Origin of the sequence: Flavobacterium glucosi (assembly GCF_048286535.1) — a bacterium.
Lineage (GTDB): Bacteria > Bacteroidota > Bacteroidia > Flavobacteriales > Flavobacteriaceae > Flavobacterium.
The window spans coordinates 135,319-147,826 of record NZ_JBLVPK010000003.1 but is presented as its reverse complement, the minus strand read 5'-3'; the positions used below and the strand labels follow the sequence as shown (position 1 = coordinate 147,826).

Genomic DNA, 12,508 nt, shown 5'->3' with positions numbered 1-12,508 from the left:
TAAATAAAATTGAATTATGAAACAACTTAATATTCAAATCGCTCTATAATCGCATCAAATTCAGGTTCGTTATACCATTTCTGTGTTATGGTTTCGTTATGAATTCCTATTATCCTTGCTTTGAAGTTATTTAATATCCCATTTGCAATCAAGAAAATTACGGCTTGTTCGAAGGAATTAAACATACTTTTAAAAAATAAGTCCTGTTTTATAATGTGTTCCGAAGAGAATGTTTGTGCAATTTCAATATTGTAAAGCATCACATCAGCAATTATGAATGGATCTACGCCCAAAAGTGTAAAATGCTTAATGTATTTTTGAGCAACAGAACGCCTCATTTTTGGTTTACTGCGTCTTCCTGCTTTTTTTAAAGGGTAATATTCATTCGAAATTTTGAGTTTGCATTCCTGTAAAAGAGTTTCTTCCTTTGGATTAAAAACAAAATTATAATAAACTTTTACAGGAATAAATTTCTCGTACAATTCGATAATCTGCTCTTCGAGTTGCTCCTTATTAAGTTCTGCTAAGTATTTTTTTAAATCGCGTTTGCTCATTATCAAAGTTTAAGAATACAAAAGTAATTTACTTTAGGAATGAATGCTCCGTAAATCAATGATAATACTTAATTTTGTCAATTATTACTTAAAAAAAAATAAATGCTTAAGATTTTTAAGGTTACAGCAATAGTAGAAGGTATATCCGCCTTATTGTTATTTTTCTTTGCTATGCCAATGAAATACATTTTTAATGATCCCATTTATGTCAAACACATTGGGATGGCTCACGGCGTGTTATTTACTGCCTACATTATTTTGGCAACAATTTTAAAGTTTAGTGAAAAGTGGGGTTTCAAAAAGTATTTTATCATTTGTATCGCGTCAATTCCTCCTTTTGGTACTTTTTACATAGAAAAGAAATACTTACGAAATGTATAAACTCATAGAAAAAATATTCACTTTTCTATATCCCGTATTCAGAAAATGGGGCTTAGGAAGCAGTCTGGCTTCTTATTTTAGCTTGGTGTTGAACATTATTGTTTTGTGTGTACTGTCGTATGTCATATACGTAATTTTTAGACTTGTTTTGGTTACTATTATGGCCGTTATTGCCCAAAAAACCAAAACCAAATTTGATGATTTACTTGTAACCAACAAAACGGCCAAATACATCGCACACTTAATTCCACTATTGTTTATTTACAAATCAGTTCCAATAATTTTAGACCGATTTGAATATTGGGAAGGTTTTTTCGGAAAATTGGTTGGAATCTATATTATAATTTTAGTTTTATGGATTATCCGTACTATTTTTAATGCTTTAAGGGATTATTTAAAGCTGAAACCAAGATATAGCGACAAACCCATTGACAGTTTTATTCAGGTAATCATGATTATGCTGTGGGTTATTGGAATTACATTAATTATTTCAAAATTATTTGAGATCGATAAAAAAGAGCTTTTAACCATTTTAGGAGCTGTTTCTGCGGTGATAATTTTGATTTTCAGAGATACCATTTTAGGTTTTGTATCTAGTGTCCAAGTATCTATAAATGATATGGTTCGAATTGGCGACTGGATTACAATGGATAAATTTGGTGCCGATGGAGATGTAATTGAAATCAATCTGGCAACAGTAAAAGTTCGAAATTTTGACAATACGACCACCACAATTCCAACCTACAGTTTAAGCTCCGATTCGTTTCAAAACTGGCGCGGAATGTTGAATTCAGACGGAAGACGGATTAAAAGACACATTCTGATCAAAACAAGCAGCATTCGATTTTTGGAAGAAGCCGAATTAAGTGACTTGAAAAAAATACATCTTTTATCGGATTATATTGATAGCCGAAAATTAGAAATTAACGAATATAATGTTAATCAAAAAGTTGATAAATCAATTGCTATTAACGGCCGGAATTTGACAAATTTGGGTTTATTTCGAAAATACATAACAGAATATCTATTCCATTATCCAGGATTAAACAAAGATATGTTAATGCTTTGTCGTCAGTTGCAATCTACTTCACATGGAGTTCCTCTTGAAGTATACGCTTTTTCGCATGACAAACGATTTGAGAATTACGAGTACATCATGTCAGATATATTCGATCATATAATTGCCTCTGTAAAATATTTTGATTTGGAGATTTTTGAAACTGCCTCCGAAAATGATTTTCAAGTGTAACAACAATTTGTAGTTTTACTTTCCTAAAATCTAAGAAAAACTACAACCGATCTTTAACAAATTCTATCGTTTTTTTTCCATGTGCTTTTAGTTTTCCTTCCGCATCTAAATTTACCATTGTAGTGTGATCTATCATGATAATCGTTTCGCGTGTCATCATATTTCTTGCTTCACATTTTAGCGTTAGCGAAGTGTTTCCAATTTTTAAAACTTCAATTCCAATTTCTATAATATCTCCTTGTTTTGCTGAACTTCTAAAATTGATTTCAGACATATGTTTAGCAACAATTCGGGTGTTTTCTAATTGGATAATGGAGTACAAAGCTAACTCTTCATCAATCCAAGCCAATAATTTACCTCCAAATAAAGTTCCGTTTGGGTTTAGATCTTCTGGTTTTACCCATTTCCTAGTGTGAAATCGCATAATTTTATTTATATCTGCAAAAAGAAACTTTTCTTAGGGCTATTTTCTTTATTTTTAAAGAAAAAACCATGAACGAACGCGATACTTTTTTAAAAGAATTCCGAGGACAAAAAATAGGTTCTGTAACTACCCAATCTTCAACCGAAGAATCATTTCAAAATGAAGTACTTAGACCTATTTTAAAATTACAAAACGATTTATTCATAGCTTCATTCCTTAATTATGTAGCAAAAAACAAAGCTGATTTTTATACCCATACCGTTGAGAGAAAATTATCAGTTATAGAAAATGCTATCCAAAAAGACATCAAGTTTAGGAATGTTTTAAAAGGAATGATAATCGCATTATTTACTCAAGATGAATATGGCGTTTACATAAAAAACTCGTCTAATATAAATAAAAGAATGATGAGCATGTTAATTGAAAGACTAAAAAGTCAAGTCCAATTGTTTGAATTAAATGAATAAAAAAAAAATCCCTTTTTTTGATTATTAAATTTAACGGGAATGAACTCCAAATTTTAGTAGAATTCCATTTGTTCTTTTGAAATTATTTGATTTTTTAGTTTTGGAAATATGTTAAAAGAATTGATTTGTTGTTTATAATTTAAAAAACAGCATGATATTGATTCAAATTTTACAATTTAATTATGATTTGACATTCGTAATTTTTTATACAATAAATCGTAATTAAGCATAAATAGTTGTGTCATTTACACGAATTTTTTCATTATAATTGTTAAAAATAAAATTATGAAGGAAGAGTATTTCAAATGGCATTCACCCAATCTTAACAGAGATATTGAAATGTTAGTTTTTGGTCATGCAGGATATCCTATTATTTTATTTCCCACTTCAATGGGCAGTTACCATGAAAATAAAGATATGGGATTGATTGATTCTGCAAGATGGTACATCGATCAGGGTTTAGTCCAAATATTTTGCCCGGACAGTATTGACAAAGACAGTTTTTACAATAAAAATATTCATCCCATACATCGCATAGAAAATCATGTCAGATACGATAAAATGATTTGTCATGAAATTGTTGAAAAAGTAAAAAATAATACTTCCTCAGGAAAAGTTGTTATGGCGGGTTGCAGTTTTGGCGGGTATCATGCGGCCAATTTTGCTTTTCGACATCCAGGCTACGTGAGTCATCTGTTCTCGATGAGCGGAGCTTTCAACATTAAAAGTTTTATGGATGGTTTTCACAATGACGATGTGTTTTACAACAGTCCGGAAGATTATTTATACGGACTCGATGATTCTGAATTGTGGAATATGGATATCGTTTTAGGAACTTCTAATTGGGATATTTGTTTTGATGCTAATCTAAAATTAAGCAAAGTTCTAAGCGACAGGAATATTCATCATTGGTTGGATATTCGGCAAGAACGAAAACACGATTGGCCTGTTTGGAAAGAAATGTTTCCACATTATTTATCAAGAATTAAATTTTTTTAAAATTATATACACATCAAGATGAAAAAAATTGGAATTTTATTTGGAATGGAAGACACCTTTCCGCAAGCATTTATTGATCGTGTCAATTCAAAAAACGAAAAAGGAATTATTGCAGAAGCTGTAGTTATTAATAAAGTGGTTCAAAATCAAGACGGAGAATATGCAGTAATTATTGACCGAATTTCGCAAGATGTTCCTTTTTATCGTGCTTATTTAAAAAATGCTGCTTTAACAGGAACTAATGTCATTAATAATCCTTTTTGGTGGAGTGCTGATGATAAATTTTTCAATAATGCTTTGGCAGATACGCTCGGAGTTCCGTTACCAAACACGGTGATTCTTCCATCTGCCGAACATCCCACTGATACAAGCGGAAAATCTTTTAGAAATCTAAAATACCCAATGGATTGGGAAGGAATTTTTGACTACATTGGATTTCCGGCTTACATGAAACCATACGCTGGTGGCGGTTGGAAAAATGTATACCGATTAGAAAATAAAGAAGAGTTTTGGGAAAAACATCAGGAAACGGGACAGTTAGTGATGATGCTACAAGAAGAAATTGTTTTTACAGAGTATTTCAGAGTATATTGTTTGGGCTGTAAAGCCGTTCGCATTATGCAATATGAACCCAGAAATCCGCATCATTTGCGCTATGTAATTGATGGACCTCCAGTAGATAAAAAGTTATTGGCAACTATAAAAGACTACACTTTGCGTCTTTGTAAAGGTTTAGGATATGACTTTAATACGGTAGAATTCGCAGTCCGTGACGGAATTCCGTATGCTATAGATTTTGGTAATCCTGCACCTGATGCCGAATTGACATCGGTGGGTGCTGAAAACTTTGAATGGGTAGTGGAAGAAGCTGCAAAAATGGCTATCGCTGCCGCAAAAAAACAAAAACCAGCAAAGATAAATTTGACTTGGGGAACTTTTATAAAAGATGCCTCCGGAGAAAAATAATCAATATTTAGTGTTCAGTTTATCATTCAGATGTACGAGGAATCTCAACAATCTATAAAGAACAGTAAACAGCGATTTCTCATTCCACAGAATTGTAAATGTAATTTTAAATAAAAGTATTATTAATTACGAAATGCCCTAGCCCCGATTGCAGTGAAAATCCTTTTTTGTCCTGAACTTTTTCAGGACAAAAAGGATTGAAATAGAAAGCGGACACGAGCGAAGCGAACTGACGGAATAAATAGCTCCTAAAAAAAATAAATTAATGAAAAAATTACCCGTTTTCACACTTGGTGTAGAAGAAGAATATCAGATTATTGATCCTGAAACTAGAGATTTGCGCTCGCATTTATCAAAAATTGTAGATGGTGCTAAAATAATTTTAAATGAGCAGGTAAAGTCCGAAATGCATCAATCAGTAGTGGAAGTTGGAACTAATATTTGCCATAGTGTTAATGATGCCAAAAATGAGATTCGGTTTCTGCGCTCGAAAATCGTTGAATTAGCGGATAAACAAGATCTAATTGTTGGTGGTGCTGGAACGCATCCTTTTTCAAAATGGCAGGATCAACCCATAACTGATGACCCTAGATACCACGATATTGTTAATGAATTACAAGATGCGGCACGTTCTAATTTAATTTTCGGAATGCATTGTCACGTAGGTATTGAAAACCGCGAAATTGGCTTGCAATTGATGAATCAGGCCACGTATTTCCTACCGCACATATTTGCGCTTTCGACAAATTCCCCTTTTTGGGAAGGAAGAAAAACAGGCTATAAGTCGTTTAGAACTAAAGTCTTTGACAAATTTCCAAGGACTGGATTACCGGAATATTTTGATTCTGTAAGTTCGTACGAAAACTATTTAGACACTTTGGTAAAAACAAATTGTATTGATAATCCAAAGAAAATTTGGTGGGATTTACGTTTACATCCGTTTTATAACACGATAGAATTCAGGATTTGTGACATGTGTTTAACCGTTGATGAAACCATTTGCATAGTAGCTATTATTCAAGCAATTGTGGCCAAACTCTACAAATTGAACATGAACAATACAAGTTTCAATATTTATCGATTGGCGTTGATAAAGGAAAATAAATTTCGTGCTGCCCGTTATGGAATCGATAATAACATGATTGATTTTGGACTTCAAAAAGAAGTAGAAACTAAAATGCTCATCTTAGAATTGTTAGATTTTATTGATGATGTGGTTGATGAACTGGGAAGTCGCGAGGATATAAATTATGTTCATGAGATTTTAAAAAACGGAACCGGAGCGGACAAACAATTGACTGTTTTTGAGGAAACAGGTGATCTTTCTAAAGTGGTGGACTTTATAACTGGCGAATTTACAAGGGGTTTATAAAATATAAATTATCTTTGCACATTGTTTTTTAAAAATAGTTATGCCGAATAAAATTATAAAAATAGCGCTTTTGGATATGTACAAAGGAGAACCTAATCAGGGGATGCGTTGTATTATTGATATTGTAAACAGGTTTAGTCCTGTAGTTAGTTTTGAAATATTTGATGTTCGTGTGAAATGTGAATTACCGGATATTAAAGCGTTTGATATTTATATTTCAACTGGAGGGCCCGGAAATCCTATGATTGGAGATGGAAATTGGGATGTAAAATATTATGCTTTTATTGATTCATTGAACAAATGGAATAGTGAAAATGCTGTTAAAAAGCATGTACTGTTCATTTGTCATTCTTTTCAAATGGCTTGTTTGCATTTTGGGTTGGCCACAGTGACCCGAAGAAATGATACTTCTTTTGGTATAATGACCATTCATAAAACTAAAGAAGGGCTTACAGATCCTTTGTTTGAAGGACTGGCAGATCCTTTTTACGCAATTGATTCCAGAGATTATCAAGTAGTACAGCCAAAACTTAGTGTTTTTGCCAAAAAAGGAGCCAAAATTATTTCTTTAGAAAAAATTAGAGATCATGTACAATACGAACGTGCGATTATGGCGGTACGGTTTACGGACTATTTTGTAGGTACTCAATTCCATCCCGAAGCAGATCCCATTAGCTTTGTCTCTCATTTAAGAAACAAACAGGCAAAAGAAAAAATTAGGGCTATGAAAGGGAAAAAGAAGTTTAGAAACATGCTGGAAGATTTATTAGATGATGATAAAATATACCGAACGAATGAAACCTTGATTCCAAACTTTCTAAGATCTGCTATTAATGACTTGATGAAAACCAAAAAAATGCTTTCTAATTAATAAATTCATTTCGAGATGATTTCAAAATATCGGGAGTTATTTAATGCTCAATTTACAGAAAATAAATATCAAGAATTTAAAGATGATATTGCTTCCGATTTTAATTATATGCCTACTTTCCGTTTAGGTGAAACCCCTTTTTTTATTTCGAAAGAGCTCAAAAAACAATTAATTGAAGGTTGTAATGAAGTAGTAGCTTTTATTCAAAAAGAAGATTTTAAATCCTTAACAGATAAATCATTAGAACTTAACCATAAAGTTCCAAATGAAGATAATCACACTACTTTTTTAGCAATTGATTTTGGAATTTGTGAAGAAGACGGAGTACTTATACCCAAACTTATTGAAGTGCAAGGTTTCCCTTCTTTGTACAATTATCAGATTAATTTGTATGAAAAATTCAAGAATCACTATCCTTTTCTTACCGAGTTAACCCCATTTATCAATAACATGGAACCGCAGGAATATCTTGATATTTTGGAAGATGCGATATGTAACAATCATCCAAAAGAAAATGTAATTCTCCTTGAAATTGAACCCGAAAAACAAAATACAAAGATTGATTTTTATTACTGTAGAAAAGATATTGGTATACCGATAGTTTGTGTTACTGAACTCATAAAGAAAGACAAGCAACTGTTCTATAAAAATGAAAAAGGCAATGAAGTTCTGGTAAAAAGAATCTATAATCGGGTTATTTTTGATGAATTGGATTTGCGTACTGATTTGAAATTAAATTTTCATTTCTCTGATGAACTTGATGTAGAATGGGCAGGACATCCCAATTGGTTTTTTAGAATCAGTAAATTTATTTTACCTTTCTTAAAAGGAAAATATTTCATCGAAACTACCTTATTAAGTGAGCTCAAAGAAATTCCTCAAGATTTAGAAAATTATGTTTTAAAACCACTCTTTTCCTTCTCAGGAACAGGAGTTGTTTTTCATGTAACAAAAGAGGATATTGAAGCTGTTGTTGAAAAAGAACTTTACATTCTTCAAAAAAAGGTAAACTACCTTCCTATTGTGCAATCTCCTGATGGAAAAGTAAAAGCCGAAGTTCGTGTTCTCTGTGTTTGGAAAAAAGAGGATGATGCACCTACTTTATTGTGCAACTTGGTACGATTGAGCCGAGGCGAAATGATAGGTGTCAAATTCAATAAAGACAAAGATTGGGTTGGCGGAACGCTTGGATTATTTGAAAGGTAAATTATTTTTTAAATCAAGTTTTACACTTTCTTACATGTACTTATCAATTTTTTTATATCCAATTTAGATTATTATTTACCGATTTATTTTATTGGAATTACACACTTTTTATTATTGTTGCTTTACCATAATATAGGTACACTAATTAAAATTCATTTTTAAGTTTAATTTTTAGTAATAATGTCATATTAACGCATTGAAATTTACTAAAATGGAAATTCAATTAAATTTTATAAGTTATAACTGATTAAATTAAACTAAAAACAACAAATAAAGAGATTTTCACGCCTACTTTATATTTTAATTTATATTTTTTTTATTGTTATAATAGATTACAGATAGCGTTTAATGAATTTTTTAAAGTGATTCCCTTAATAATTTGAAAAAAATGGAATTATTCAATAAATTAACATAAAAAAAACTAAGCTATTTTTTTTTTCTTTATTATTGTAAAGTTATAATAATTTAAGAATAATCAACAATTTAAATAATTAACAAATGAATAGAAGAGAAGCACTTAAAAGCGTTGCGTTTTTGATGGGAAGCGCAATCTCAGCAACTACGATGGGCGTTTTATTTGAAAGTTTTACTTTGCCTGAAAATGAGAAGAATCGAGTATTTTTTTCCGCTTCGGATGAGGAAGTTTTAGCTGAATTTGCCGATATCATTATACCGACGACAGCATCTTCACCAGGAGCTAAAGCAGCAGGACTTGGCGCTTTTATTCCTATGATGATTAAAGATTGTTATCCAGCAAAAATGCAAGAGATTTTTGCTTCAGGAATGAAAGATATGCAAGCAAAATGCTTGAAAGATTTCAATAAAGATTTCTTGGCGATGTCAATTGATGAACGGCAGAAATTAATGGTAGCTTTAAAAGATGAAACAATTGCAAACGCTAAAGCACCTTCTTTCTTTTTGATTGCAAGAGATTTGACTCTTCTGGGCTATTATTCTTCAGAAATTGGCTGTACACAAGCCCGTGAATACCTTCCTGTTCCAGGACGCTACGATGGAAGTGCTGAATACAAACCCGGACAAAAAGCTTGGGCTACCAACTAGTTGTTATTAGAACCTTTTGTTATTAACTATTTTATTAAATAAAAAATACTACTCGTGAATATAAATACCAATTTAAAAGAGGAAAATACCTATGATGCTATTGTTGTAGGATCAGGAATTAGTGGTGGTTGGGCAGCAAAAGAACTTACCGAAAAAGGGTTGAAAGTTTTGATGCTGGAGCGCGGTATGAACATTGAGCACATTAAAGATTATGAATCTGCCATGAAAGCGCCTTGGGAATTTGAACACGCAGGAAAACTGACACAAGAACAAATTGCTACACATCCTGTTCAAACAAGAGATTATCCATACAATGAAGCTACTGAAAAATGGTGGGTTAATGACTTAGAATGCCCATATACAGAAGACAAGCGTTTTGACTGGTACCGTGGATTTCATGTTGGCGGAAAATCCTTAATGTGGGGACGTCAAAGTTACCGTTTTAGTGACCATAATTTTGAAGATAACGCCAAAGATGGTCATGGAAATGACTGGCCTATTCGCTATAAAGACCTTACTAAATGGTATGATTATGTAGAAAAATTCGTTGGAATCAGCGGGCAAGCTGAAAATTGGCCTCTTCTACCAGATGGAAAATTTTTGCCTCCAATGGATTTAAACTGTGTGGAAAAGTCAGTTAAAGAAAGATTAGAAAAACATTATAACAAATCACGTATTTTAACTATTGGGCGTACCGCTAACTTAACCGTACCTCATAAAGGTCGTGGAAGTTGTCAATATAGAAATTTATGTAGTCGTGGTTGTCCGTTTGGAGCTTATTTCAGCACACAATCATCTACATTACCGGCTGCTATGGCAACTAATAGGTTAACAGTTAGACCTTACTCTATTGTAAATCATATCATTTATGATAAAGATACTAAAAAAGCAAAAGGTGTAATGGTTATTGATGCAGAAACAAATGAAACCATGGAGTTTTATGCTAAAATTGTTTTTGTAAACGCTTCCACTTTAGGATCAACATTCCTTTTATTAAATTCAACTTCAGAAGCGCATCCAAATGGAATGGGTAACGCCAGCGGACAATTGGGACATAATTTAATGGACCATCATTTCCGTTGTGGTGCTGAAGGAACTGCTGAAGGTTTTGAAGATAAATACACGTATGGAAGAAGAGCGAATGGTATTTATATTCCAAGATATCAGAACGTTGGTGGTGATAAACGGGATTATTTAAGAGGTTTTGGTTACCAAGGAGGTGCCAGCAGAGGATCATGGCATAAAGAAGTTGCCGAATTAGCTTTTGGTGAAAATTTTAAATCGACCATGTCATTACCAGCTGATTCTTGGAGTATGGGATTGGGTGGCTTTGGAGAAATGTTGCCTTATTATGAAAACAAGGTTTACATTGATCACAACAAAAAAGACAAATGGGGACAACCTGTTTTGGCTATTGATTGTGAATACAAAGAAAATGAAGCAAAAATGCGGGAAGATATGATGAATGATGCTGCCGAAATGCTGGAAGCATCTGGAATCAAAAATGTGCAAACTTACGATAACGATTGTTATCCTGGAATGGCTATCCACGAAATGGGTACTGCCAGAATGGGTAATGACCCCAAAGACTCTGTTTTAAATAAATGGAATCAATTGCACGAAGTGAGTAATGTATTTGTTACCGATGGTTCTTGTATGCCATCTATCGCATGTCAAAACCCATCATTAACGTTTATGGCTTTGACGGCTCGTGCTTGTGATTATGCTGTAAAAGAATTAAAAAAAGGAAATATTTAGGTTCATCATTATGAGAAAATTACGAATGGGAATGGTCGGTGGTGGGCAAGATGCCTTTATAGGTGCTATTCACCGCTTAGCCGCCAATATGGATGGACTAATTGAATTAAAGTGTGGTGCATTAAGTATAAAACCAGAAACCGCAATAGCATCTGGTAAGGCCTTGTTCCTTCCAGAATCAAGAACGTATTTAACGTATGACGAAATGATTAAAGCGGAAGCAGCTTTACCTGCTGACGAAAGAATTGATTTTGTTACTATTGTTACACCAAATTTTGCCCATTTTGCACCTGCAATGATGGCTTTGGATCATGGTTTTAACGTTGTAATTGAAAAACCGATGACTTTTTCATTGGAAGAAGCAAAACTATTGAAACAAAAAGTAGAAGAAACAGGACTACTACTTTGTTTAACACATACCTACTCAGGCTATCCAATGGTTAAACAAGCGAAAGCAATGGTTAGCGAAGGAAAACTGGGTAAGATTAGAAAAGTTTTAGTAGAATATCCTCAAGGATGGTTAAGTAAACTATCTGAAAGAGAAGGGAATACACAAGCTGCCTGGAGAACGGATCCTACAAAATCAGGAAAAAGTTCTGTTATGGGAGACATTGGAACACATGCCTCACATTTAGCCGAATATATTACCGGTGCTAAAATTACAGATGTTTGTGCAGAATTAAATACATTAGTCGAAGGACGTGTAATGGATGATGATGGCGCAGTACTATTGAAGTTTGACAATGGTGCAAAAGGGGTTTTGATTGCATCGCAAGTAGCTGCTGGAGAAGAAAATGCTTTAAAAATAAGAGTTTATGGTGAAAAAGGTGGAATCGAATGGTTTCAACATGACCCAAATACTTTAATGGTTAGATGGTTAGATGAACCAGCTCAGATTTTAAGAGCAGGATCTAATTATGGAGCTCATTTATCTTCATTTGCAACCCATAGTTGTCGTACTCCTGGAGGACATCCAGAAGGTTATTTAGAAGCATTTGCTAATATTTATCGCAACTTTGCATTAACACTAGGGTGTAAATTAGATGGTACAGAACCAACGCCTGAAATGTTAGACTTCCCTTCTGTTGAAGATGGATTACGAGGAATGGCATTTATTGATAACGTAGTAGCATCATCACAATCTGATAAAAAATGGACTCCTTACGTTTTGTAACAAAATATAGGAATTCATAACAGTT

13 protein-coding genes are annotated in these 12,508 nt (G+C 33.1%); 11 read left to right on the top strand and 2 right to left on the bottom strand.

What is annotated here, in order from left to right; all coding sequences use genetic code 11:
* Window positions 1-26 precede the first annotated feature (26 nt).
* Window positions 27-554 (bottom strand): DUF6155 family protein, encoded by a 528-nt coding sequence (locus ACNQGD_RS06505; RefSeq protein ID WP_417996293.1) that lies wholly within the window; start codon window positions 552-554, stop codon window positions 27-29.
* A 102-nt stretch (window positions 555-656) separates the two neighbouring features.
* On the opposite strand from ACNQGD_RS06505, the gene ACNQGD_RS06500 reads away from it, so the two are divergent.
* Window positions 657-935 (top strand): DUF3817 domain-containing protein, encoded by a 279-nt coding sequence (locus ACNQGD_RS06500; protein ID WP_417995170.1) that lies wholly within the window; start codon window positions 657-659, stop codon window positions 933-935.
* Entirely contained in the window at window positions 928-2,184 is a 1,257-nt protein-coding gene (locus tag ACNQGD_RS06495) for a mechanosensitive ion channel family protein (RefSeq protein ID WP_417995171.1), read from the top strand. Before ACNQGD_RS06500 ends, ACNQGD_RS06495 begins: the two co-directional genes overlap by 8 nt.
* Window positions 2,185-2,224: 40 nt before the next feature.
* Here ACNQGD_RS06495 and ACNQGD_RS06490 read toward each other — a convergent pair whose 3' ends face one another.
* Entirely contained in the window at window positions 2,225-2,608 is a 384-nt protein-coding gene (locus ACNQGD_RS06490; protein WP_417998722.1) for an acyl-CoA thioesterase, read from the bottom strand.
* A gap of 68 nt (window positions 2,609-2,676) precedes the next feature.
* On the opposite strand from ACNQGD_RS06490, the gene ACNQGD_RS06485 reads away from it, so the two are divergent.
* The 9 genes from ACNQGD_RS06485 to ACNQGD_RS06445 all read left to right on the top strand — a co-directional run bounded on the left by ACNQGD_RS06485 (window position 2,677) and on the right by ACNQGD_RS06445 (window position 12,483).
* Window positions 2,677-3,075 (top strand): glyoxalase, encoded by a 399-nt coding sequence (locus ACNQGD_RS06485; RefSeq protein WP_417995173.1) that lies wholly within the window; start codon window positions 2,677-2,679, stop codon window positions 3,073-3,075.
* A gap of 285 nt (window positions 3,076-3,360) precedes the next feature.
* Window positions 3,361-4,074 carry an esterase family protein gene (locus ACNQGD_RS06480; protein ID WP_417995174.1) on the top strand — a complete coding sequence of 238 codons (714 nt, stop codon included), beginning with the start codon at window positions 3,361-3,363 and terminating at the stop codon, window positions 4,072-4,074.
* Window positions 4,075-4,092: 18 nt separating this feature from the next.
* Window positions 4,093-5,040 carry an ATP-grasp domain-containing protein gene (locus tag ACNQGD_RS06475; RefSeq protein ID WP_417995175.1) on the top strand — a complete coding sequence of 316 codons (948 nt, stop codon included), beginning with the start codon at window positions 4,093-4,095 and terminating at the stop codon, window positions 5,038-5,040.
* 265 nt (window positions 5,041-5,305) lie between these two features.
* Window positions 5,306-6,412 carry a carboxylate-amine ligase gene (locus ACNQGD_RS06470; RefSeq protein WP_417995176.1) on the top strand — a complete coding sequence of 369 codons (1,107 nt, stop codon included), beginning with the start codon at window positions 5,306-5,308 and terminating at the stop codon, window positions 6,410-6,412.
* Window positions 6,413-6,452: 40 nt separating this feature from the next.
* A complete protein-coding gene (locus ACNQGD_RS06465) occupies window positions 6,453-7,283 on the top strand; it encodes a type 1 glutamine amidotransferase (protein ID WP_417995177.1) in 831 nt (276 codons plus the stop codon).
* Window positions 7,284-7,298: 15 nt separating this feature from the next.
* Window positions 7,299-8,489 carry an ATP-grasp domain-containing protein gene (locus tag ACNQGD_RS06460; protein ID WP_417995178.1) on the top strand — a complete coding sequence of 397 codons (1,191 nt, stop codon included), beginning with the start codon at window positions 7,299-7,301 and terminating at the stop codon, window positions 8,487-8,489.
* A 498-nt stretch (window positions 8,490-8,987) separates the two neighbouring features.
* Window positions 8,988-9,551, top strand: a complete 564-nt coding sequence (locus ACNQGD_RS06455; RefSeq protein WP_417998721.1) for a gluconate 2-dehydrogenase subunit 3 family protein — start codon at window positions 8,988-8,990, stop codon at window positions 9,549-9,551.
* A 54-nt stretch (window positions 9,552-9,605) separates the two neighbouring features.
* On the top strand, window positions 9,606-11,309 hold the full coding sequence (locus tag ACNQGD_RS06450; protein WP_417995180.1) for a GMC oxidoreductase: 1,704 nt from the start codon (window positions 9,606-9,608) through the stop codon (window positions 11,307-11,309).
* A 10-nt stretch (window positions 11,310-11,319) separates the two neighbouring features.
* The gene (locus ACNQGD_RS06445) at window positions 11,320-12,483 is read left to right on the top strand and encodes a Gfo/Idh/MocA family protein (RefSeq protein WP_417998720.1); all 1,164 of its coding nucleotides are present in this window, start codon (window positions 11,320-11,322) and stop codon (window positions 12,481-12,483) included.
* The last annotated feature ends 25 nt before the right edge of the window (window positions 12,484-12,508 follow it).

Excerpts from the sequence above, each read along its gene's own strand:
- ACNQGD_RS06505 (WP_417996293.1), bottom strand. The coding sequence starts at position 554 with ATGAGCAAACGCGATTTAAAAAAATACTTAGCAGAACTTAATAAGGAG.
- ACNQGD_RS06500 (WP_417995170.1), top strand. The coding sequence starts at position 657 with ATGCTTAAGATTTTTAAGGTTACAGCAATAGTAGAAGGTATATCCGCC.
- ACNQGD_RS06495 (WP_417995171.1), top strand. The coding sequence starts at position 928 with ATGTATAAACTCATAGAAAAAATATTCACTTTTCTATATCCCGTATTC.
- ACNQGD_RS06490 (WP_417998722.1), bottom strand. The coding sequence starts at position 2,608 with ATGCGATTTCACACTAGGAAATGGGTAAAACCAGAAGATCTAAACCCA.
- ACNQGD_RS06485 (WP_417995173.1), top strand. The coding sequence starts at position 2,677 with ATGAACGAACGCGATACTTTTTTAAAAGAATTCCGAGGACAAAAAATA.
- ACNQGD_RS06480 (WP_417995174.1), top strand. The coding sequence starts at position 3,361 with ATGAAGGAAGAGTATTTCAAATGGCATTCACCCAATCTTAACAGAGAT.
- ACNQGD_RS06475 (WP_417995175.1), top strand. The coding sequence starts at position 4,093 with ATGAAAAAAATTGGAATTTTATTTGGAATGGAAGACACCTTTCCGCAA.
- ACNQGD_RS06470 (WP_417995176.1), top strand. The coding sequence starts at position 5,306 with ATGAAAAAATTACCCGTTTTCACACTTGGTGTAGAAGAAGAATATCAG.
- ACNQGD_RS06465 (WP_417995177.1), top strand. The coding sequence starts at position 6,453 with ATGCCGAATAAAATTATAAAAATAGCGCTTTTGGATATGTACAAAGGA.
- ACNQGD_RS06460 (WP_417995178.1), top strand. The coding sequence starts at position 7,299 with ATGATTTCAAAATATCGGGAGTTATTTAATGCTCAATTTACAGAAAAT.
- ACNQGD_RS06455 (WP_417998721.1), top strand. The coding sequence starts at position 8,988 with ATGAATAGAAGAGAAGCACTTAAAAGCGTTGCGTTTTTGATGGGAAGC.
- ACNQGD_RS06445 (WP_417998720.1), top strand. The coding sequence starts at position 11,320 with ATGAGAAAATTACGAATGGGAATGGTCGGTGGTGGGCAAGATGCCTTT.